This window comes from Haloferax sp. KTX1, assembly GCF_902410085.1.
GTDB classification, from domain to species: Archaea; Halobacteriota; Halobacteria; order Halobacteriales; family Haloferacaceae; genus Haloferax; species Haloferax massiliensis.
Genome location: NZ_CABPRH010000001.1, coordinates 19,657 through 41,077, shown reverse-complemented (window position 1 = coordinate 41,077; position 21,421 = coordinate 19,657). Strand labels below are relative to the sequence as shown.

Genomic DNA, 21,421 nt, shown 5'->3' with positions numbered 1-21,421 from the left:
GAGACGTGTGAGACATGACGGATCCTTCCCCGAGGCTCTCCACGGATATCACCGGACTCGACACGGTACTGGACGGCGGGCTAGTGCCGAATCGGACGTACATGGTTCGAGGGGTTTCGGGGGCGGGAAAGACCATCGTGGGCTACCACTTCCTGGCCGCGGGAGTGGAAAACGGTGAGGACGTGCTTTTCATCTCGTTCGAGGAGTCGGCCACCGACCTCAGGGCGAACGCCGAGACGCTCGGGTTCGACCTGTCGACAGTCCCGGTTCTCGACTTGAGTCCGTCGCCCGAGGCGTTCTTCGACGACGAGGCGTACACCATGCTGTCGCCGAGCGAGGTCGAGGGGAAGTCGACGGCGAACGAACTCCGGGACGCAATCGAGGAACACGACCCCGACAGAGTCGTCATCGATCCGCTGAGCCAACTCGGTCGGCTCTCGTCGGACAGCTACCAGTTCCGTCGGCTCGTCTCGTCGCTCCTGAGCTACCTCAAGCGGTCGGGGGCGACGACGCTGTTTACGAGCCAGCCGTCGAGCGGCGACACCGACGAGACGCTCGCGTACCTCTGCGACGGCTCGGTATCGCTGTCGCGGTCCGAACAGGGGCGGTCGGTCCGCGTCGAGAAGTTCCGGGGGTCGGACTCCCAGAGGGGCCCGCACGCCATGCGAATCGACGGCGACCGCGGGATGCGCGTCTTCCCGCGGCTCGTCCCCGAAGCCCACCACCGCGAGTTCACCATCGAACCGCTCTCGTCGGGCATCGACGACCTCGACGACCTGCTCGGCGGCGGCATCGAACGCGGGAGCATCACGCTCGTCAGCGGCCCGAGCGGGGTCGGCAAGTCGACGACTGGGACCGCGTTCGCGCGGGCGACTGCAGACCGCGGCGAGCGCGCCGCCATCTACCTGTTCGAAGAGAGCGAACAGAGCTTCAGGCACCGCTCAGAGTCCATCGGCATCCCGATCGACGACCTCGTCGAGTCGGGGAACCTCCGAGTCGACGCCGTCGAACCGCTCTCGCTTTCGACCGACGAGTTCGCCCAACAGGTGCGCGACGAAGTCGAGGCGAACGACACGGCGTTCGTGCTGATAGACGGGACGGCCGGCTACGAACTCAGCCTCAACGACGAGCGCAGCGACATCCGCCGCGAACTCCACGCGCTGGCGCGGTACCTCAAGAACATGGGCGTCACCGTCGTGTTGACCGAGGAGATCCAGCAGGTCACCGGCGCGTTCCACGCCTCGGACAACCACGTGAGCTACCTCGCGGACAACATCCTGTTTATCCGCTACATCGAGGTTCGCGGCGAGATCCGCAAGGCCGTCGGCGTCCTCAAAAAGCGGTTCGGTGGGTTCGAGCCGACGCTCCGGTCGTTCGAAATCGGGACGGACGGCATCACCGTCGGCGAACCGCTCGACGAGCTCCGAGGCGTCCTCACGGGGACGCCGACGTGGAACGAGGCTGAGTGACCGTGCGCGACGACGCGTCCCGAAACGGAGTCTGTTCCGCGCGAGGCGCGTCCGGAGAGGAACGGATACTCCTCGCGGTTCGCGGCGCTCGCGACCGCGAGCTACTGGCCGACCTCCTCGACGCGTACGAGGTCGTCGTCTGGGAGCGCGGCCGCGAGGACGAAGCCGAACTCCCGGAGTTCGACCTCTGTATCGTCGACATGGGGACGTACTCGACCCTCGCGGAGGCGCTCGCCGAGCGCAAAGCCGACGCCGGCGACCGGTTCGTTCCGGTGTTGTTGACGGTCGCCCGAGACGAACAGGCGGTCGCCGCACAGCGACTCGACGACGTTCCGGACGACGTGCTCGCGGTGCCCGCGCCGGGCGCGGCCATCCGGTCGCGGGTCGAATCGCTCCTTCAGACCCGACGGCAGTCGCTCCAGTTGGCGCTGTATCGCCGCGCGATGGACAGCGCGACGGTCGGCATCACCATCACCGAGGCCGACGAGGACCAACCGCTCACGTACGTCAACGACGCCTTCGAGGAGATGACCGGCTACGACCGCTCGGAGGTCGTCGGTCGGAACTGTCGGTTTCTACAGGGTGACGAAACCGACCCCGAGCCGGTCGAGACGCTTCGCGAGGCGGTCGAGAACGGTGAGAGCGCCGCCGTCAGCCTCACCAACTACCGGAAGGACGGGACACCCTTTTGGAATGACCTGAAGATATCGCCGGTCTACGAGGACGATGAACTCACCCACTTCGTCGGATTCCAGACCGACGCGACCGTCCGCAACGCGCTCAGGGACCAACTCGTCCACGAGACGCAGACCCTCAAACAGCTCTTCGAGACGAGTCCGGTCGGAATCGCGGTTCTCAACGAAGGCGGAATCGTCGTGCGCGCCAACGAGGCGGCCCAGGAGATTCTCGGCCTGCGGCGGTCGGTCGTGCTCGGACAGCCGTACGACGCGCCCGAGTGGGACCTCGTCGACGAGCGCGGAGAGCCGCTCGACCCCGGCGACCTCCCCTTCGATCGGGTGAGGGAGACCGGCGAGACGGTCAAGGGCTTCGAACACGGGATCGAGACCGACGACGAGCGTCGCTGGCTCGTCGTCAACGTCGCGCCCCTGAACAGGAGCGACGAGGAGCGCGTCGGTGTGATCACCTCCATCGAGGACGTGACCGAACTGAAGCGACAGGCGCGCGAACGCGAGCGACTGCTCGACCTGTTCGACCAGAGTCAGAAAATCGCCGCGGTCGGCGCGTGGGAAGTCGATATGCGAACCGGGGCAGTCCTGTTCACGAGCGGACTCGCGGAGCTGATCCGCGTCGACCCGGGAGACGATTACGACCTCTCGGACGCGTTTTCCTTCTATCATCCCGAAGACGAACCGAGGGTCCGCGCGGCGTTCGAACACCTCGTCGAGACCGGCGAAGAACAGTCAGTCGAGTGTCGACTGGTGACGACAGACGGCGAGGTTCGGTGGGTGAACGTCCGCGGCGTCGCGGCCACGGAGACCGACGCGCCCGTTTACCGGGGGACCGTCCAAGACATCACCGAGCGGAAGGCCCGCTCCGAGGAGCTAGAGCGCTACGAGCGCATCGTCGAGACGACCGCCGACGCGATTTACACGCTGGACGGGGACCTCCGATTCGTCCTCGCGAACAGCGCGACCGCCGACCTGCTGGGCCGTGACCCCGACGAACTCGTCGGGGAGCACGTCTCCTCGGTGTTCGGCGAACGACACTCCCAAGCGCTCTTGGAGGCCATCGCGTCGCTCATCGCGGGCGACAGCATCAAAGAGACCATCGAGACGGTCGTCACCGACCGAGGCGGCACTGAGCGGCAGTTTCAGACGACAATCGCGGCGAGGGGCTCCGAAGACGAGTTCGACGGCATCGTCTGCGTGGGCCGCGACGTGTCCGAACTCCGAGAGCGCGAGCGACGGCTTTCGGTCCTCGACCGCGTCGTCAGACACAATCTCCGGAACAAGATGAACATCGCGCAGGCCCACGCGGAGATGGTGCTCGAAGGCACCGACGACGACGACGTGCGCGAGTCGGCAGCGGCCATCGAGCGGGCGACGAGCGAACTCCTCTCGCTCGCCGAGACGGCGCGGAAGTTCAGTTCCGCGCTCGACCCCAACGTGACGGAGCGAGTGCAACCACAGAACGTCGCCGGCTGCGTTCGCAGCGTGGTCGAGGGCGCTCGGCTCAGCTACCCCGAGGCGACCATCACCGTCGACGCGCCGGAGACCGCGACCGCGTGGGCGCACGCGACGTTCGAACTCGCGGTGAACGAACTGGTCGACAACGCGGTCGTCTACGGCGGCGGCGAGGTCAAAATCGAACTCTCTGTCACCGAGGACGACGACACCGAACAGGTGGTCATCCGCGTCGTCGACGACGGGCCGGGACTCCCGCCGCTCGAACGCGAATCGCTCATGACCGGGCGGGAGTCACCGCTCCAGCACACGAACGGGCTCGGGCTCTGGTTCGTCCGCTGGACGGTGACGAACAGCAACGGCTCGATGGACATCGTGGACAACGAACCCAACGGGACGGTCGTCGAACTCCGGCTCCCGAGGGCCTGAACGAGACGAGTCGGTCGGAGCGCGACCCGCTCAGGCGACGGCGGCGACGACCGAGACGGCCGACCCGACCGCCGTCGCCCCGAGCATCACGCCGAGTCCGAACCCGAGAATCCGGGCCATCGCCCGCCGAGCGTCTCTTTCCGTCCACCCCGTACCGGTGTCGAGGTGCGTCTGCATCGACTCGATGCCGCGGCCGAGCGCGACCGCCCCGGACCAGCCGAGGAGGCCGAACCCGAACGCGAGCGAGCCGAGCGCGAACGTCGTCTCGACGCTCCCCGCGAAGTCACCGGCGACCAGCGTGGCGGCCAGCACGACGGCCGAGACGAGCGAACCCGCGAGGGCCGCGGTGCCGACGAGGCGGAGGCGAACCGCCGCCCGCTCGCGTGCGGGGGGCGCGTCCGCGTCCCGCGGTTCCGGTGGCGCGGCCACGGTCTATCAGTCGACCGCTTCGCGCATCCGCGGGTCGAGCGCGTCGCGCATGCCGTCGCCGAGGAGGTTGAACCCCAGCACGGTGAGCGCGAGGAAGAACCCGGGGAAGAACGACCACCACCAGACGCCCGTGAGCAGGCCCTGGCTCACGCCGTTCGAGAGCATGAGCCCCCACGAGGGCGTGCCGGCCTCGGCACCGAAGCCGAGGAACGACAGCGCCGCGAGGTCGATGATGGCCAGCCCGAAGTTGAGCGTGCTCTGGACCGTGATGGGCGCGAGGCAGTTCGGCAGGACGTGCCGAACCAGCACCCGCGGGTCGGCCGCGCCGAGCGCGACCGTCGCGTCGATGTACTCGTTTTCGAGCACGGTCAGCGCGGCCCCGCGGACGACGCGGGCGAACCGCGGCGTGTAGACGAGCGTCAGCGCGGCGACCGCCCGCCACAGCCCGAGGTCGTCGGGGAAGATGGCGACGAGCGCCAGCGCCAACAGCAGCGACGGGAACGCGAGCAGCACGTCCATCGTCCGCATGATGACGTTGTCGGTCACGTCGCCGTAGTAGGCCGCGACGATGCCGAGACCGACGCCGAGGACGGTCGAGGCGGCGACCGTGACGGTTCCGAACAGCATCGCGTACCACGCGCCGTACGCCACTCGCGGCAGGAGGCTCCGGGCCTGTCCGTCGGTGCCGAACGGGAAGTCGAGACTCGGCGCGGCGCGGTTCGGGTTCGTGCCGAGCTGCGACTGCGTGATGACGTCGAGGTCCAAAAACAGCCGCGCGTACAGCGCGATGACCACCATCGCCACGATGATGGCGATGCCGGCGAGCGCGAGGCGGTTCGACAGCAGTCGAGAGACGAACTGCGACGCGGTCAGGCGGTCGATGAGCCCGCGCTGGTCGACGTCCGACGCCGTCTCGTTCGTGGTCGTGGTTTCCGTGCTCATTGTTCGATCCTCGGGTCAAGGACGGAGTAGGTGATGTCGACGCCGAGGTTGACAAGCGTGAACAGGAACGCGAACGTCAGGACCGTCCCCTGTACGATGGGGTAGTCGCCGACTTTGATGGCCTCGACCAGGAGCGTCCCGATGCCGCCGATGGCGAACACCGTCTCCGTCAGCACTGCGCCACCGAGCAGGCCACCGAACTGGATGCCGATGACCGTGATGACGGGAATCATCGCGTTGCGGAAGCCGTGTTTCAGGACCGTTATCTTCGCGCCTTGGCCCTTCGCGCGGGCGGTCCGCATGTAGTCCTGCCGGATGACCTCCAGCATCGACGAGCGCATCATCCGGGAGATGAGCGCCATCGAGTAGACGCCGATGACCGACGCCGGGAGAATCATGTGGCGGACCGCGGAGACGAACATGTCCCAGTTGCCCGCGATGAGGGTGTCGACCGTGACGAGCCCCGTCACCCGGATGGCCTCGACGTTGTACAGCACCGAGATACGGCCGCTCGTCGGGAGCCAGCCGAGCATCTGCGCGAACAGCAAGATGAGAAGCGGACCGCTCCAGAAGATGGGCACGCTGATGCCGGCGAGCGCGCCGATGCGAGTCAGGTGGTCCGTGATGCTGTCCTGCTTGACGGCGCTCAGGATACCGAGCGGGATGCCCAGCGAGATGCCGATGAGCTGGCCGTAGATGGCGAGTTCGAGCGTGACCGGCAGCTTGTTGGCGAGCACCTCGCGCACCGCGGTGTTCCGCTGGATGATGAAGGACTCGCCGAACTGGAACTGCGCGGCGTCGGCGAGGAACCGCCCGTACTGCACCCAGATGGGGTCGTTCAGGCCGAGGCTCTCTTCGATCTGCCGGACGAACTCCTCGCTGGCGCGCTCGCCCGCGATGGTAAGCGCCGGGTCGCCCGGGGAGAGATGCAGGATGGAGAAGACGAGCGACGCCACTCCCACCAGTACGGGGACGAGCAACAGCAGCCGCTTGAGTACGAATCGTGTGGAAATCATGAAAGTCGAAGCGCGGTCAGTGCCTCAGTTCAGGCTGACGAGGTTGAGGTACGGACCGCTGATGGCGGCGATCTGGAACCCGCTGACGCGGTTGGAGACACCGCGAAGCTCGTCCGCGTAGTCGAGGTAGACCCACGGGGCCTCGTCGTGTGCGATCTGGTTCGCCTCGTTGTACAGCGACTCGCGTTCGGCCTCGTCGTAGGTGCTCTGGCCCTGCTCGACGAGGTCCATGTAGTCGCGGTTCGCCCACGCCGAGCGGTTACTGGTGTTGTAGCCTTCGGCGTCGAAGCTGACCCAGTCCTGTCCCTCCGTGAGTTCGCCCTCCTCTACCTGCGGGTGCAGGAGGACGTACATGAAGTTGTCCGGGTCGGCGTTGTCGGTGTACCAGCCGAGGAAACACGCGTCGTGGCGGCCCTGGGCGGTGTATTCGAGGAACGGCCCGAACGACTGCTGGTTGATGTCGACTTCGATGCCGACGTCGCCGAGGTTGGACGCGACGGTCTCTGCGGTCTGAATCGGCGACGGGTTGTAGCCGCGGGGGTTCTGGAACGTCGCCAGTTCGAAGGAGAAGCCGTCGCCGTAGCCGGCCTCTTCGAGGAGGCGCTGGGCCTCTTCGGGGTCGTACGGGTACGGGTCGATGTCGTCGTTGTGGCCGAGGACGTTCGGCGGGAGCGGCTGGCTCGCCTGCGTCGCGAAGCCCGAGTAGATCTCGTTGACGATGGCCTCGGTGTTGATGGCGTGGCTGACGGCCTGCCGGACGCGGCGGTCGCGGAACTCCTCGCGGCTCGCCATGTTGAACGCCATGTAGCCGATGTTGATGCCCTCGGTCCGGACGAGGCTCGCGTTGCTGGCGTTTTCGACCTGAACGGACGACTGCGCGCCGAGCCCGTCGATGATGTCGAGTTCGCCCGACGCGAGCGACTGGGCGCGCGTCGAGTTCTGGCCGATGGTGACGAAGACGACCTCGTCCACCTTCGGCACCTCGCCCCAGTAGTCGGGGTTGGCTTCGAGGCGGATGAGTTCGTTCGCGTCGTCGAGGTTGCTCAGTTGGAACGGACCCGTGCCGACGGGGTTCGAACTGAGGTCAGTGCCGTACTCCTCGATCGCGGCGAGGGAGTGGACCGCCGCCGCGAACATCGCCAGGTTACGCAGGAACGGCGCGTACGACTGGGTCAGCTGAATCGTCATCGAGTAGTCGCCGTCGACCTGAATCTCGTCGATCCACGAGCCGAGGGTGAACGGCCCGTACGCCGAGACGTAGTCGTCGCCGGCGTAGTACTCGTAGTCGCTGTCGACGAAGCGGCGATAGGTCGCCACGAAGTCCTCCGCCGTGAACTCCTCGCCGTTGTGGAACGTCACGCCCTCGCGGAGCGTGATGGAGGCCGACTGGCCCTCAAGGGAGTACTCGGTGGCGAGCCCCTGCGTCAGCGTGGACTGCCCCGGCTCGAAGTTGATGAGCGTGTCGTAGAGCTGCTCGGTCACCTTGGCGACCTCGCCGCTCGTGCTGTTCTGGAAGTCGAGCGTCGGCGAGTGGCTGCCGCGACCGTAGCGAAGGACCTGCGCCGAACCGTCGTCTTCGGTCTGCTCGGTCTGGTCCGTCTCGCCCTCGCCGGTCGTCTCGCCGGATTCGGTGGTGGTGTCCTCGCCGCCGCCGCCGGAACAACCCGCGAGCGCGGCCGTCGCTGCAGCGGTCCCTGCGGCCGTCAGAAACCGACGCCGAGAGACGTTATTGCCATCTTGTGACATACGTGAACCTATCGATGTATCCCTATAAAAATAACGAAGGTACTGCCACGGGAACGAACGACACCACCGACCTGTTCCGGTAAAAATACGAGTCAATCAAAAAACGTCAGATGCGTGACGAGAGGCCGTATAGGCCCCTGCTGGCCGTCTATTCGTCGACGAGGTGACACGCCGCGGGATGCGTCCGTTCACCCAGTTCGGGGGCGTCGCGCTCGCAGACGCTCTCGAATCGCTCGCGGAGAATCCCGGCCGCCTCGTCCCAGTCGTCGGCGACGACGCGTTCGAGCGCGCGGTCGACGACGCCCCGGAGCTCGGGCGACAGCGTGTGCGACAGGTGCGACTCGCGGAGTTCGTCCACGACGGCGTCGGCGTCGGCGGTGCCGCCGTCGGCGCTCACCGTCGCCTCGGCGCTCGGGTCGCCCGCGTCGAGCGCCGCGTCGCGGGCGGTGTCGACGTCCAGCGCCTCGCGCTCGACGCGCTGGCGGAGGTCCATCACCTCGCGGTAGGCCGCCTGCTCGATGTCGAGGTCCGCGGGCGGGATGACCTGCGGACACCGCGTCCGGAAGTGACAGCCCGACGGCGGGTTGATGGGGCTCGGCACGTCGCCTTCGAGGATGATGCGGTCGTCGGTCTCGGCGGCCGGGTCGGGCTCCGGAATCGCCGACAACAGCGCCTGCGTGTAGGGGTGTCGCGGGTCGTCGAACAGCTCGTCGGTCCGCGCGACCTCGACGATTTCGCCGAGGTACATCACGGCCACGCGGTCGGAGATGTGCCGGACGACCGAGAGGTCGTGGGCGATAAACAGGTACGTCAGCCCGAAGCGCTCCTGGAGGTCTTCGAGCAGGTTGAGAATCTGCGCCTGCACGGACACGTCGAGCGCCGACACCGGCTCGTCGGCGACGATGAAGTCGGGGTCGACCGCGAGCGCGCGGGCGATGCCGACGCGCTGGCGCTGGCCGCCGGAGAGTTCGTGCGGGTAGCGGTCGTACTGGCCGACTTCGAGGCCGACCGCGTCGAGCAGTTGGTGGACCCGGCGACGGCGGCGCTCGCTGGTGGAGTCGCCCGGCGTGACGCGGACGGTGACGCCCGAGACGACGTCTCCCTCGCGCTCGACGTCGACCTCGGCGCGGAGGCGCTCTTCGACGGCCACGTCCACCTCGCCGTCGGCGACGGTGACGGTCACGGTGGCGGTGGCGACGCCGTTCGAGGAGCCGACGATGGCGTCGATTTCGTCGCTCGCGGTGACCGAGACGCGCCCGGCGTCGATGCCGGTCACGGTGACGTCGGCCTCGCCGCGCACGTCCGGGTCGGACTCGGGGAGGTCGTGGACGTCGAGCGGCTCGCGGATGGTCTGGCCGACGGTCATCCGGGGGTCGAGCGACGACATCGGGTCTTGGAAAATCATCTGCATGTCGCGGCGCATCGCCCGGAGTTCGTCGCTGTCGAGCCCCGAGAGGTCGGTCCCCGAGAAGACGACGCGCCCGCCGGTCGGCGGCGTCAGATGCAGGAGGCTCCGCCCGGCGGTGGACTTCCCGCAGCCCGACTCGCCGACCAGCCCCAGCGTCTCGCCCTCGTAGACGGTGAAGTCGATGCCGTCGACCGCCTTCACGCTCCGGTCGTCCGCCCCGAGGAACCGGTCGAGGATGCCGTCGGCCTGCTCGTAGTACTTCTGCATGCCGTCGACTTCGAGAAGCGGCCTGTCGGTCGGCTCGGTGCCCGTCGACGACTCGATGGCGTCGCCGCCGTACTCGCTCGTGTCGAAGTCGTCGAGGACGCACTTCGAGCGGTGGTCGACCGCGTCGTCGCCGTGTTGCTTGTACGGTATCTCTCCCGAGGTACACTCCGGCTGAGCCCACGGACACCGGGGCGCGAAGTGGCAGCCCTCGGGCATGTCGATGAGGTCCGGCACGTTGCCCTCGATGGGCGTCAGGCGCTCTTTTTCCTCGCTCGGGAGCGATTCGAGCAGCGTGTACGTGTAGGGGTGCGAGGGATTGTGGAAAATCTCCTCGACCGGCCCCTCCTCGACGATTTCGCCGGCGTACATGACCGCGACCCGGTCGCAGGTCTCGGCGACGACGCCGAGGTCGTGGGTGATCATGAGAACCGACATGCCGAGGTCCTCTTGGAGGTCGTCGATGAGGTCGAGAATCTGCGCCTGAATGGTCACGTCGAGCGCCGTCGTGGGTTCGTCGGCGACGAGCACGCGCGGCTGGCAGGCGAGCGCGATGGCGATGAGGACGCGCTGGCGCATCCCGCCGGAGAACTCGTGGGGGTACTCGTCGACCCGCGCGCCGGGCTCGGGGATGCCGACCGATTCGAGCACCTCGATGGTCCGCTCGACGATTTCGTCGTCGATGTCGCGGCTGATTCGGGGGAGCAGTTCGCGGACCGCGTTGAACCACGAGTCCTTTCGGCGGCCGCCGTACTGGTGGAGCCGAAGGCTCTCTGCGACCTGCTCGCCCACCGTCAGCGAGGGGTTCAGCGAGGTCATCGGGTCCTGGAAAATCATCCCGAGTTCGCGCCCGCGGACGGCCCGAAGCGCCTCCTCGGGCGCGTCGACGAGGTTGACCACGTCGCCGTCGACGAAGGCGGGGTTGTTGTACTCCTCGCGGAACTCGTCTGCGAGCCGGGCGCTTTCGAGTTCGACCGACCCCGAGACGATTTCGCCGGGGTCGTCGACGAGCCCCATCGCCGACAGCGCCGTCACACTCTTTCCGGACCCGGACTCGCCGACCAGTCCGACCGTCTCGCCCTCGCCGACCGTGAGGTCGAGGCCATCGACGGCCTTGACTTGACCCCGGCCGGTCGAGAACTGCGTGCGGAGGTCCGAAAGAGAGAGTAGATTCCTCATTGACTGGGAATGACCTGCATGGCGTGAAATACCTTTTCAATTTTTGCCAGTTGATGGGCGGTTGTTGACACGTCTCAGAGACCGCCAGTCCCCCGCGTGACGCGCGAACGCGGGCGGCAGCGGCGGGAGAAGCCAAAGTTTAGGTACCGGACTCCGACACCATGCCGCATGGAAGAACATCCGCTCTCGGACGAGTCGGGCACGTGGGAGACGGTGGTCGAAGAGTGCGAGGCGCTCGCCGACGACTATCGGGAGCGAGACTGGACCGTCGTCGTCGCCCTCCCCGGGGACGTGGTTCCGGTCCCCGGCACGGGCGACGAGGTGGTCGAACACGTCGGACTCGACGTGGTCGTCGGCGACGACGTCTACCCCGACCTCGAAGCCGCCGTCGAGGGCGCGACGTTCGACGAGTACGAGGCGTTCCGCGCGGTCACCGGCGGCCTCGTCTACCTCGCGCTCGTCGTCCGCGCCACCGACGACGAAGTCGCCGTCTGCCTCCCCTTGTACTACCGCCTCGCGGAGTCCGAACGCATGTTCTCGCTCCTCGACGCGGGCGAGACGATGCGCACGAAGGTCCACCCGCTCGACCCCGACAAGGGCGTCGAGTTCGTCCACGAAGACCCCGACCCGCTGCTCCCGCCGGACTGGGACGCCGACCTCTCCGACGAGTTCGCGTAGTCGCCTCACGGAATCGAGTTCCACACGCGGCTAGCCGCCCCCGCATATACACCGATTATAGTGGCGGTCCGGTTTCTTTTGAATAGCGACGCGAGGGGTCACCGATGGAATTCGCAGAGGTGGACTCGGCTGTTTTGTTCGGCCTGGTTACGATGGTGACGTGGGGGATTTGGATAGTCGTTGGCAACGCCGCCTCCGAGTCCATGGACCCGCGGACCGCCGCCGCCATCTCGTATCTCGTCGCGGCGGTTCTGGCGTTCGGCTTCATCGTCGTTTCGGACGCGTCGCTCGCAGTCACCGCGAGAGGGGGACTGCTCGCCGGGGTGGCCGGGCTGTTCACCGGAATCGGCCTCATCTCGATGTACATCGGATTCACCCACGGCTCGACGACGGTCGTCTCGACCCTCGGAGCCATGTACTTCGTCGTCGCGGCCGTCATCGGCATCGTCGTTCTCGGAGAGAACCTCACACTGACGAAACTCACGGGTATCGCGTTCGCCGTGCTCGGTATCGTCCTGGTCACCCGCTGAGTGGCGCACTCGGCCCGTGGCCCTGCGGTCCTGGTCTACTCCTCGCGCTCGCCGCCCGCCGCCCCGTCGTCTGCAGTCTCGTCGTCCGCCGCCTCACTCACCGAGATATCCGTCTCGCGGTCCCGCTCCGACTTCCGCCGTAACTCCTCCGCCCGGAGCTCGGCGCGCGTGTAGGCGTCGTACACCGCGTAGAGCCACACCGCGGGCGCGAGGAGGAAGCCGACGAACACCATCACCGAAACGGACGCGATGATAAAGCCGACCGCGAAGACGAGGCCGCGTTCGAGTTCGCGGTTGTACAGTTGGCCGAGGCCGGGGAATATCGCCGACAGCACCGCCGCGACGAAGGGGTTGCCGCCGTCGAACAGGTCGTCGAGCGCGGAGTCGACCGACGACTTCGGCGGGTCGCGCTGGCGGACCCCGCACTCGGGGCAGATTTCGGCGCGCGCGTCGATGACCGCGCCGCAGTCGCGGCAGAACGCCTCGTCGGGGCCGCGGTCGCGAGTCGAGTCGTCCGCGGAGGTCGATTCCATACCGGCTATCTGTCGGCCGCGAACGTCAGTCCTGCGGCTGTCAAGCGTCGGGGCGACTCGCGGCCGTGCCCGAGGGGACGCCTCCTCGGGTACCCCGCTCACAGGCAGAACAGGAACGGCTTCATCAGCGCGACGCGGTCGCCGTCTTCGAGTCGCGTGTCGAAGCCGTCGAGGTTCTCGTTGAACACGCCGTTGACGAGCACGCGGGCGTAGGGCCGCGTCTGCTCCCCTTCGGGGTTCTTCCGCCACGTCCCCGGCGGGCGGTCGACTCGCGCCCACCCCCGCGTCGTCGCGTCCGCCTCCCGCTCGGCGATGACGAGGTCGCGCACCTCGTACGCCGCGAAGAACGCCTCAAGGAACGCCCGGAGCGTCTCGCCCTCGAAGGTGAACTCCGTCCGGTGGGTGCCCGCGGCCGACCTGACGTGGCCGGTCAGTTTGACCTCGACCGTCGTCTCCGCCGACTCGGCTGTCGTCGCTGTCTCTCCTGTCGCTGTCGTCTCCGCCCGCTCGGCTGTCGGCGTCTTCATGCGTCCCCATACGCGCCGGGGCAGAATGAGCGAGGCCCCGAACACGTTCGACCGCGAGCGCGAAGCCGACAACCGGGGAGAACTGTTCAACCGGGGAAAACTGTTGTCTGCCGCACACCTAATTCGCCGGCGAACCGATTCTAAGGTGCAATGCGAATCGTTCCACCCCGCCTGTACGGTGCGGTCGTCCACAGTTCAGTGTTCCTCGGCGCGTCGACCATCGCCGAAGTGTTCGTCGCGTCCTCGCTCGCCGGCATCCCGCCGAACGCCGCCCTCGTCGTCGGCTTTCTCATCACCGTCGGCATCTACAACTTCGACAAGCTCGCGGACCTCGACGCCGACGAAGAGAACTACGCCGAGCGGACCGCGTTCGTCGCCACCCACCCGCGGATGTACGCCGGCTTCTCCGCGCTCGCAATCGTCGGCGCGCTCTGGCTCGCCGTCCGGCACGGCGGCGTCTACGGACTCGGGCTGACGCTGTTCCCGGGCGTCGTCGCGGTGTTCTACAGCGCCCCGCTCGTGCCGCTTCCCTCGGTCGACCGGCTCAAGGACGTCTTCCTCGTCAACACCGCCTCGGTGTCGCTCGCGTGGGCGGTCCTCGTCGGCTTCGCCCCGCTCGCGGTCGCCGCGACGGCACCCGAGTACGCCGCCGGCGCGGTCGTCGCGGCGGTCTGGTTCTTCCTCCGCTCGGCCATCTCGGTCGAGGTGCACAACGTCCGCGACGTGACGGGCGACGCGCGCAACGGCGTCGAAACCCTGCCGACGGTCGTCGGCGTCCGCCGCACCCAACTGAGCCTCTACGCGCTGGAACTGGTCTCGCTCGGGCTCGTGTGGGTCGCGGCGCGGGCCGAGATGGTCCCCGCGTGGGCCCCTGTCGCGCTCCTTCCCGCCGTCGCCTACTCGACGTGGATCACCTACGAGCTCACCGGGTCGGACCGCTCGGTCGAACGGCTCTGTACGCTCCGCGACGCCGAGGGCGCGTTGATGGCCGTCGGCATCGTGGTCGTCGCCGCGGTCGCCGGAACCGGCGGGACGCTCGGGTGACCCGCCGGCCGGAGCCGAGGCTCCAGAGACCCGCGGGGGAGCCGGCACCGCGTCGAGACAGCCACCGAAATTCTCGAATACTCTTTTGTCACATGATGTAAATTACCACTGTAGTGACTCCGAACCTTGAGTGGGGAACCGTCGAACAGTTGGTGTTCGGAGGAGCCGCGGGTTCCCAACTCCTCGCGCAGCCGACAGCCCTCGTGGTCGTCGTCGTCGGATTGATGGTCACCACCGGGATCGTAAGCGGCTACGTCGCCCTGTTCGCGTGGCGGCGGCGGTCGATGCCCGGTGCCAGCGGGCTGGCCGTACTCGCGTTCGCCAGCGGCTGGTGGTCGTCGGGCTATCTCCTCGAACTCGTCGTCGCGGACGTCGCACTCAAGCTCACGCTCGCCAAACTCCAGTGGGGCGGCGTCCTCGCGGCCCCCATCGCCTGGTTCTTCTTCGCGTTCTCCTACGCCGGCCGGGACCGATTTACCTCGTCGCCGTCGATTAGCGCCCTCTCGTTGCTCCCGGCGGTCGGCCTCGTCGCCGTCTGGACCAACTCCGCACACCACCTGATGTGGACCTCGGTCACCGTCGTTCCCGCCGTGGGGCGGACCATCACCGTCCTCCAGACGGAGTGGGGCCCGCTGTACTGGATCGTACTGGGATACAGCTACCTGCTGTGGCTCGCCGGCGCAGTCGTCATCTTCCGGACGGCGCTCGACATGCCGAACATCTACCGAGTCCAGGCGACCACACTCATCCTCGGGACGCTGATGCCCGTGCTCGGGAACTTCGCCACGACCCTCCTGGAACTCTACGGCGCGGCGATCGACATGACCCCCGCGGCGTTCACGTTCGTGGGACTCGCCTGCACCGTCGCTATCAGCCGCTACGAACTCCTCGAATCCCGGCCGGTCCCCCGGTGGGTCGCCCGCGACCGCGTCGTCGAGACGATGGCCGACGCGGTGGTCGTCACCGACACCAAGTGGCGCGTCACCGACGTCAACCGGGCGGCCGAGCGGATTCTGAACGACACCGCCGCCGAACTCAAAGGCCGCCCCGTCGGCGACGTCGTCGAGGAGTTCTCGCCCGACCAACGGAACACGGACCAGGTCACGGTCAGACTCGGGTCGAGCCAACGGTACTTCGAGCTCCGGACGAGCGCCTTCAGCGACCACCACGGCCGCGACATCGGCCACGCGCTCGTCTTCCGCGACGTGACCGACCGCCGGCTGAACCTCCAGCAACTCGAAGTGATGAACCGCGTCCTCCGACACAACCTCCGAACCGAGGCGAACCTCCTCGAAGGCTACGCCAACCTCGTCTTGGACGACATCGACGGCGGCGAGTTCGACGACGCGCGGGGCCACGCGAAGACGCTCCAAGACCGCGCGAAGACGCTCGTCAACATCAGTCAGAAAGCGCGAAAGCTCGGCGCGACCCGCGGCAGCGACGGGAACGGCGATCCCCGACTGCACCCCGCGGCCGTCCAGATACGCGCCGCCACGGACGCCGTCCGCGCCGATTTCACCTGTGCGAACGTCCGGCTCCTCGAACTCCCCGACAACGACGTGGTCTGTGCGCCCACGCTCGAACCCATCGTCCGCGAACTCGTCGAAAACGGCGTCCAGCACAACGGGTCGTCGACGCCGGTCGTCTCCGTGACGGCGAACTGGGAAGGCGACGAACTCGTGGTTCGAATCGAGGACAACGGGCCCGGAATCAACGCGAGCGAACTCGCCGCAATCAACGCTCACGGCGAGACGCAGCTCAGACACGCGAGCGGCCTCGGCCTCTGGCTGGTGAAGTGGGGCGTCGACCAGCTCGGCGGCACTGTCACGTACCACCGCCGCGAGGAGGGCGGGACCGAGGTGGTGCTTCGCATTCAGGCGGTGCGGGCCGAGTGTGGGAGTTCAGCTACCCGGTGGAACAATATGTGACATATTCAATAATTTCTAAGAGGAACAGTACTACGCTTCCTCGATTAATTTGTAGATATCCGCTCGGTATGTTGCTTCAATATCTTCGTAGTAGGCGTGAAGATATGCATCGATCCCACTACTGTTCGTAAAGCTACCAGTCCGGTCGCCTCGGAGATATTTCACGAGTTGCCGGTTCAGGTTTTGTTCGACACGCCAATACGTGGTGAACCGATGCCGACCGAAATGACTTGTAATCGGTCGATGCGCGTCCGTTTCTGCATACTTCGGGTGGAAGTTCATCTTCCAGACCTTGTTCACACCTTTCACAGTTATCTGGGTGTGGCTTTTTTTCGACAGAAACAACCGTGACATCCTCCCCGGCGTAAACGCCGGGGCTTCCCACACGGTGGGAATGCCAGTTAGTCGTCGTCAACGCTGGCAGTGGGTTTCGACTCTTGAAACGATGTGAGTGTCATCTGCGAGGGTGTCTCGCTCTGCTCACACTGAGTCGTGGCCGTGTCACAACGGCTCCCGTCCTGTAGCGAGTCATCGCCTACCTGTTTCCACGGCAGGCTCTCTCCCCACGGGTTGACGCGTCGTGCGATGTTCGCACTCGCGTTAATATCCGCTTGAAACGTCGAAACGTGGCACTCTGAGTTCTTGCACGTGAACTCGGCTTGCTGAGGCCGATACCCGATGTGCTTGCACGAGTGACACGTCTGCGAAGTGTACTGCGGGTGGACGTATCGGACTGGAATCCCAGCGTCCTTCGCTTTGTCTTCGATACGCCCTTGCAACCGAGCGAACGCCCACGAGTGCAGGCGTCGATTCATGTACTTCCCGTAGTCCAGCGACTCTCGAATGTACGTTAAGTCTTCCAGCACGATGACAGGGTTCTCGAACTGACGAGCGTACTCCACAGACTCTCGAGAGGCTTTCTCGATGATGTCTGTGAGGCGGTTCTGGTAGTACGAGAAGCGTTCCTCGATACGCCATTCAGAAGCGTCTCGCTCTTGCAGGCGCTTGAGCGTCGTGAACATCTCCTTGCGGATTCGTTTGGCTTCCTTCCCGTTGAGTAACAGAGGTTTGGTGGGAGTGTCGTGTTGGAGGGCACAGCCCACGACCAACATCGACTCGCCAATATCGAACCCAACCCGAGTCGGGTTCTCGGGGAGTTCTGAGGTGTTCTTGATTTCGTATTCGACGGTGACGTGGAGTGTCCACGTCTTCCGGTGTTTCTGCAAGCGAAGTTCGCCCACTTTGGTTCTCGACTCGTCATCGAGCAGGTCGTCCCACAGTTCTTGTTGGTCTGGGTTCAGTCGAAGTGGTATCCAGAAGTTGGTTCCGCGACCGGGTTGCGGAACGTTCCAACAGATTTCGTACTCGCGCGAGGAGTCGCGGTCGAACCTTCCAGCTCGATTCACGAATCGGAGCGGGTGTTCGTCGTCCAGCTCGTTGGCGTTGTACGTGTTGTGGAGTTTTGGGACGTAGGATTTGAGGGCGTCTTTCGCTTGGTACGGCAGGTTGTACGGCGTTACCACGTCGTTCGTGGCACTCATCGTCGTACAGTCTTGCTCGAAGGCGTCGTTGAGCGCGTCCCGGTATTCAGACAGCGTTTGCTGGAGGCGTTGCTCTTTGCACCGAGTGGGCGGGGCGAGCGTGGCTTCCAGCGTCTTATTCGTCGCCTGAGTCGTTGACATCGTAGCCTTCGGATTCGAGTGCTTTGCGGAGGAGTTCGGGGTACGCTCGTGAGTGGCGTATCCCGTGGTCGCGGGCGTACTGCTTCAGGGCTTCGTGAAGTGGCCCGCCTCGCTCCATATCGAAGTCGGCTCTCATCCGCGTGATCGTACGTTTTTACGTAAGTTAAAAATAACGATCGGAATTCCGTCTGAGTGGCAGAACGTGGTTAGTTCAGCAGTTGTCAGATTCCCTCCCGACCTGAAGGCCGGGATTCCCTCCTCGTAGGATGATGGCTCACCGTTCTTGGGTCGTGCGTATAGGTAGCGGTCCAGAAGCGACCGTAGTTCTGTATCTAACGGGAGGAGCCGCAGTCGAACCGATTTATTCCCGTCCCGCTCATCTCGCGACGGGATGTACACGAGGTTTGTCCTCGTGCCTAATGCTTCATGCGACCCCAGCGTTGGATATGCTTCATTTGTAAGCGACGCTGTTAGCCGGAAGTCGTCGAGACGAAGGTTCGAAACTTCACCAGCGCGCAGGCCAAGCTTCAACTGAAGCATAATGAGTGTCCTCTTCCGGAGATTGGTTACTGAGACAATCATATCCCGGAGCTCTGAAATCGTGACCTTTCGATGCTCTTTGGTCTTCTTGACACGCAACGGAACCCGTGTTTTGGCTAGCTCGAATGGGTTGTAACCGTCTTTCTGTGGGAACACGGGGTCTTCCTGCCAGTACTGATACGCCCGGTTGAGCTTGCGCAGTTTTTCTTTAACCGTTCGTGCCGTGTTTCCGCGGCCACCCTCCTTTTTTGGTGTACGCTGTATCTCAATGTAGGCCTCGACGTGTTCGAGAGCAGGACAAGCCGGGTGTCGTCCTATCTCACACATATGTGAGCGCCACTCGTCGAAGACATACGCAAAGTATCCTCGAGTTGCTGATGAGAGATCTCGTGTGTTTAGCACTTCCTCGGAGAACACCTCGAATGGGTCGACGGTCGTTTTGTTGAACGTTGGTTCAAGCGCGGCAAGTGGGTCGGTCGACTGACTAAACTCCTCTGCTAACGTCTCACGAGGTGTTGGCGGCTGTTCAGTCACGCAGAATCACCTCCCTTGTGCCGTGGGCGAACAGTCTCCCATTTCTGAATTTTCACATCCCAGATGTCAGCAGCAGCACCACCGGCGACGACAGCAAGCATTACTGGAGAATACCGATGTGGGTGGTTGGTATGCCACAACAACCAATCGTAGAAGCGCCTGATACGAACCCAGTAATTGTACGCGGTTGCAGCTGACTTATTATCCAGAAGGCGTCGACACCAACGCTCAACGTGTGTTGGCGTCGCAAGGGCATGATGACACTGCAATTCGTCCATATGTTCGAGCCAATGTGATCCAGCCCGATCGACTGCCTCGTTGTACCGTAGACCAGAGCCACGCCCGTACTCGTATTCCTCACAAAATTCGGACCACGTGTCTCGGCCTTGGTACGTCGGCTGATGCCGTGAGAGCCGGTGAATCTCTGGAACGTCGCCAATACGAGTGTATATCCCAACACGATCTATCGCATCTCTTGATTTCGTTCGTCTCATACGGAATCGTCGACCGAATACAGCCGACACCCCTGTCGGCTGTTATAAAATTACGCACGACCCCAACGGAAACGGCCGAGTAGGAAGTCCACTCGCCGACGACTAAAGGATAAAGCACCTGCCGCCGATGTCGTCGTATGACTCTCCAGATTCAGACGATTGCGGTCGTCCTTCTCGTCTTCATTGCCGGCTGTACCGGTGCCGGTGGCCCCGCACTCGACACAGGAACAACCGCGTCGTCGACAGCAACACCGACAACGACTGCGACAACACAGGCAACCCAGACTGTCGCGCCGGTCAATGGATCACTCGACGTCCACTTCATCAACGTCGGCCAGTCCGTCAGTACGCTCCTCGTCGCCCCTAATGGGGAGACGATGCTCATTGACACCGGCGATTTCCGAGACGACGGTGAACATGTGCTTTCGTACCTCCAAGCACACGAGATCGACCGCATCGACTATCTCGTGACCTCCCATTCCGATGCGGACCACATCGGTGGGAACGCAGCCGTTATCGACTACTTCGAAACGCAGGCAGACGGTATCGGTGCGGTGTACGACCCCGGGATTACCTCCACATCGCAGACGTACGAGGCGTATCTCGACGCCATCGAACAACACGACGTGCCGCTTTATCGAACGCAGACCGGCGACGAGATTCAGATGGGATCGGTGACCTCCCAAGTCCTGTCGCCACCCGAAGGCTACCTGGCAAACGAAGACCGCAACGAGAACAGCATCGTCCTCATGACGCAGTTCGGGTCGACGGGCTTCCTGTTTACCGGCGACGCAGAACACGAAGCCGAAGAGTATCTCGTCGACACGTACGGCTCGCAGTTGCACGCGACGGTGCTCAAAACGGGCCACCACGGTTCGGGTGGAAGTACGACGGCCCCGTTCTTGGCGGCGGTCCAACCGAACGTCGCCGTCGTTTCGAGCGCATACGACTCTCAATACGGCCATCCGAACGAAGAGACGTTGTCCCGTCTCGCGGCACAGTCCGTCCCGACGTACTGGACGGCAACCCACGGCACGATTGTCTTCGAAAGTGACGGCCAGCAAGTCACCATTCGCACCCAACGCGATGCACCGACTGACCCGACACAACTCCGTGAGGGGACGGCAGTCGAACCGGGAACGACTGGCGACGTGTCGGCCCGGACGACGATTACGACCGACGGGACGGTCTCGACGCTCACGCCGGTCGCAACCGATGGTGGTACGGAGACCGAAACTGAGTTCGAGACACCAGCCGCGTCGCTGGCGGTCGCTGATGTCCACGCCGATGCTGCGGGGGCCGACACGGACAATCTGAACGACGAGTACATCGTCTTCGAGAACACCGGAAGCGAGACGCTCGACATCTCCGGGTGGACTGTCTCCGATGCCGCAGGTCGGACGTACACCTTCCCATCGGGGTCGACACTCGCCACAGGTGCGACGGTCACCCTCCACACCGGGACTGGCACGGATACGTCGACAGACTACTACTGGGGCTCCGGGTCGGCCATCTGGAACAACGGTGGCGATACCATCACCGTGACGGATAATACCGGTGGGGTTGTAGTTGAGGAGACATACTGATGATTCCAGACGGGACGTACACGGCGACAGTCGACCGATTCGAGGACGACCGCGCGGTGTTGCTCGTTGAAGCCGACGGTCAGGATATCGACCAACTCGTCGTCGACCGCGACGAATTGCCGTGGCGAGCGAGAACCCAAAACGCGGTCTTGACGATTACCGTCGCCGACGGCGCATACGACGGTGGACGGTACGAACCCGACGAAACCGAGGCGCGAACCGAGGCCGCTCAATCACGCTTCGATCGACTCTCGCGACGCCCGCCGGCTGCTGACAACGCAGGCGACGAAGACGCCTAAGCAGACGGCCGTCGCCGTTT

At 64.9% G+C, this 21,421-nt stretch carries 18 protein-coding genes; 8 read left to right on the top strand and 10 right to left on the bottom strand.

Annotated features, from left to right (window positions below):
- The first annotated feature begins 14 nt into the window (after nucleotides 1–14).
- The gene (locus FY251_RS00175) at nucleotides 15–1,469 is read left to right on the top strand and encodes an ATPase domain-containing protein (RefSeq protein WP_148412935.1); all 1,455 of its coding nucleotides are present in this window, start codon (nucleotides 15–17) and stop codon (nucleotides 1,467–1,469) included.
- Nucleotides 1,466–4,042 (top strand): PAS domain S-box protein, encoded by a 2,577-nt coding sequence (locus FY251_RS00170; RefSeq protein ID WP_148412934.1) that lies wholly within the window; start codon nucleotides 1,466–1,468, stop codon nucleotides 4,040–4,042. Before FY251_RS00175 ends, FY251_RS00170 begins: the two co-directional genes overlap by 4 nt.
- Nucleotides 4,043–4,072: 30 nt before the next feature.
- On the opposite strand, the gene FY251_RS00165 is transcribed toward FY251_RS00170, so the two are convergent.
- The 5 genes from FY251_RS00165 to FY251_RS00145 all read right to left on the bottom strand — a co-directional run bounded on the left by FY251_RS00165 (nucleotide 4,073) and on the right by FY251_RS00145 (nucleotide 11,026).
- Nucleotides 4,073–4,471 carry a hypothetical protein gene (locus tag FY251_RS00165; RefSeq protein WP_148412933.1) on the bottom strand — a complete coding sequence of 133 codons (399 nt, stop codon included), beginning with the start codon at nucleotides 4,469–4,471 and terminating at the stop codon, nucleotides 4,073–4,075.
- 6 nt (nucleotides 4,472–4,477) lie between these two features.
- Nucleotides 4,478–5,413: an ABC transporter permease gene (locus tag FY251_RS00160; RefSeq protein ID WP_148412932.1), complete on the bottom strand. Its 936-nt coding sequence runs from the start codon at nucleotides 5,411–5,413 to the stop codon at nucleotides 4,478–4,480.
- A complete protein-coding gene (locus tag FY251_RS00155; protein WP_148412931.1) occupies nucleotides 5,410–6,429 on the bottom strand; it encodes an ABC transporter permease in 1,020 nt (339 codons plus the stop codon). Before FY251_RS00155 ends, FY251_RS00160 begins: the two co-directional genes overlap by 4 nt.
- A 24-nt stretch (nucleotides 6,430–6,453) precedes the next feature.
- On the bottom strand, nucleotides 6,454–8,175 hold the full coding sequence (locus tag FY251_RS00150) for an ABC transporter substrate-binding protein (RefSeq protein ID WP_148412930.1): 1,722 nt from the start codon (nucleotides 8,173–8,175) through the stop codon (nucleotides 6,454–6,456).
- 148 nt (nucleotides 8,176–8,323) lie between these two features.
- A complete protein-coding gene (locus tag FY251_RS00145; RefSeq protein WP_148412929.1) occupies nucleotides 8,324–11,026 on the bottom strand; it encodes an ABC transporter ATP-binding protein in 2,703 nt (900 codons plus the stop codon).
- Between the two features lie 168 nt (nucleotides 11,027–11,194).
- Between FY251_RS00145 and FY251_RS00140 the strand changes: the two genes are divergently transcribed.
- Together FY251_RS00140 and FY251_RS00135 are read left to right on the top strand one after the other, a co-directional pair.
- The gene (locus tag FY251_RS00140; RefSeq protein WP_058568506.1) at nucleotides 11,195–11,704 is read left to right on the top strand and encodes a hypothetical protein; all 510 of its coding nucleotides are present in this window, start codon (nucleotides 11,195–11,197) and stop codon (nucleotides 11,702–11,704) included.
- Nucleotides 11,705–11,808: 104 nt separating this feature from the next.
- Complete coding sequence (locus FY251_RS00135; RefSeq protein WP_042664268.1) at nucleotides 11,809–12,234, top strand: EamA family transporter; 426 nt, start codon at nucleotides 11,809–11,811, stop codon at nucleotides 12,232–12,234.
- 35 nt (nucleotides 12,235–12,269) lie between these two features.
- Here the strand turns inward: FY251_RS00135 and FY251_RS00130 are convergent, their stop codons facing one another.
- The gene (locus FY251_RS00130; RefSeq protein WP_148412928.1) at nucleotides 12,270–12,767 is read right to left on the bottom strand and encodes a zinc ribbon domain-containing protein; all 498 of its coding nucleotides are present in this window, start codon (nucleotides 12,765–12,767) and stop codon (nucleotides 12,270–12,272) included.
- Nucleotides 12,768–12,865: 98 nt separating this feature from the next.
- Nucleotides 12,866–13,294, bottom strand: a complete 429-nt coding sequence (locus FY251_RS00125) for a MoaD/ThiS family protein (RefSeq protein ID WP_148412927.1) — start codon at nucleotides 13,292–13,294, stop codon at nucleotides 12,866–12,868.
- A gap of 150 nt (nucleotides 13,295–13,444) precedes the next feature.
- Here FY251_RS00125 and FY251_RS00120 point away from each other — a divergent pair, with 150 nt between their 5' ends.
- Nucleotides 13,445–14,338, top strand: a complete 894-nt coding sequence (locus FY251_RS00120; RefSeq protein ID WP_148412926.1) for a UbiA family prenyltransferase — start codon at nucleotides 13,445–13,447, stop codon at nucleotides 14,336–14,338.
- A gap of 113 nt (nucleotides 14,339–14,451) precedes the next feature.
- The gene (locus FY251_RS00115; RefSeq protein ID WP_148412925.1) at nucleotides 14,452–16,266 is read left to right on the top strand and encodes a histidine kinase N-terminal 7TM domain-containing protein; all 1,815 of its coding nucleotides are present in this window, start codon (nucleotides 14,452–14,454) and stop codon (nucleotides 16,264–16,266) included.
- A gap of 401 nt (nucleotides 16,267–16,667) precedes the next feature.
- On the opposite strand, the gene FY251_RS00105 is transcribed toward FY251_RS00115, so the two are convergent.
- Genes FY251_RS00105 through FY251_RS00100 form a run of 3 tightly spaced genes read right to left on the bottom strand, consistent with a single transcriptional unit; the run spans nucleotide 16,668 to nucleotide 19,022 of the window.
- The gene (locus FY251_RS00105) at nucleotides 16,668–17,948 is read right to left on the bottom strand and encodes an RNA-guided endonuclease TnpB family protein (protein ID WP_148412924.1); all 1,281 of its coding nucleotides are present in this window, start codon (nucleotides 17,946–17,948) and stop codon (nucleotides 16,668–16,670) included.
- Nucleotides 17,923–18,084 carry a hypothetical protein gene (locus tag FY251_RS22325; protein WP_187367303.1) on the bottom strand — a complete coding sequence of 54 codons (162 nt, stop codon included), beginning with the start codon at nucleotides 18,082–18,084 and terminating at the stop codon, nucleotides 17,923–17,925. Before FY251_RS22325 ends, FY251_RS00105 begins: the two co-directional genes overlap by 26 nt.
- Nucleotides 18,081–19,022, bottom strand: coding sequence for a site-specific integrase (locus FY251_RS00100; protein WP_255516576.1), 942 nt, complete (start codon nucleotides 19,020–19,022; stop codon nucleotides 18,081–18,083). Before FY251_RS00100 ends, FY251_RS22325 begins: the two co-directional genes overlap by 4 nt.
- A 631-nt stretch (nucleotides 19,023–19,653) precedes the next feature.
- Between FY251_RS00100 and FY251_RS00095 the strand changes: the two genes are divergently transcribed.
- Nucleotides 19,654–21,102, top strand: coding sequence for a lamin tail domain-containing protein (locus FY251_RS00095; RefSeq protein WP_148412923.1), 1,449 nt, complete (start codon nucleotides 19,654–19,656; stop codon nucleotides 21,100–21,102).
- Complete coding sequence (locus FY251_RS00090) at nucleotides 21,102–21,401, top strand: DUF3006 domain-containing protein (RefSeq protein WP_148412922.1); 300 nt, start codon at nucleotides 21,102–21,104, stop codon at nucleotides 21,399–21,401. Before FY251_RS00095 ends, FY251_RS00090 begins: the two co-directional genes overlap by 1 nt.
- The last annotated feature ends 20 nt before the right edge of the window (nucleotides 21,402–21,421 follow it).

Bases quoted from the DNA above. Each gene is read 5' to 3' on its own strand.
- FY251_RS00175 (WP_148412935.1), top strand. From the start codon at position 15: ATGACGGATCCTTCCCCGAGGCTCTCCACGGATATCACCGGACTCGAC.
- FY251_RS00160 (WP_148412932.1), bottom strand. From the start codon at position 5,413: ATGAGCACGGAAACCACGACCACGAACGAGACGGCGTCGGACGTCGAC.
- FY251_RS00155 (WP_148412931.1), bottom strand. From the start codon at position 6,429: ATGATTTCCACACGATTCGTACTCAAGCGGCTGCTGTTGCTCGTCCCC.
- FY251_RS00150 (WP_148412930.1), bottom strand. From the start codon at position 8,175: ATGTCACAAGATGGCAATAACGTCTCTCGGCGTCGGTTTCTGACGGCC.
- FY251_RS00145 (WP_148412929.1), bottom strand. From the start codon at position 11,026: ATGAGGAATCTACTCTCTCTTTCGGACCTCCGCACGCAGTTCTCGACC.
- FY251_RS00140 (WP_058568506.1), top strand. From the start codon at position 11,195: ATGGAAGAACATCCGCTCTCGGACGAGTCGGGCACGTGGGAGACGGTG.
- FY251_RS00135 (WP_042664268.1), top strand. From the start codon at position 11,809: ATGGAATTCGCAGAGGTGGACTCGGCTGTTTTGTTCGGCCTGGTTACG.
- FY251_RS00130 (WP_148412928.1), bottom strand. From the start codon at position 12,767: ATGGAATCGACCTCCGCGGACGACTCGACTCGCGACCGCGGCCCCGAC.
- FY251_RS00125 (WP_148412927.1), bottom strand. From the start codon at position 13,294: ATGAAGACGCCGACAGCCGAGCGGGCGGAGACGACAGCGACAGGAGAG.
- FY251_RS00120 (WP_148412926.1), top strand. From the start codon at position 13,445: ATGCGAATCGTTCCACCCCGCCTGTACGGTGCGGTCGTCCACAGTTCA.
- FY251_RS00105 (WP_148412924.1), bottom strand. From the start codon at position 17,948: ATGTCAACGACTCAGGCGACGAATAAGACGCTGGAAGCCACGCTCGCC.
- FY251_RS22325 (WP_187367303.1), bottom strand. From the start codon at position 18,084: ATGAGAGCCGACTTCGATATGGAGCGAGGCGGGCCACTTCACGAAGCC.
- FY251_RS00095 (WP_148412923.1), top strand. From the start codon at position 19,654: ATGACTCTCCAGATTCAGACGATTGCGGTCGTCCTTCTCGTCTTCATT.
- FY251_RS00090 (WP_148412922.1), top strand. From the start codon at position 21,102: ATGATTCCAGACGGGACGTACACGGCGACAGTCGACCGATTCGAGGAC.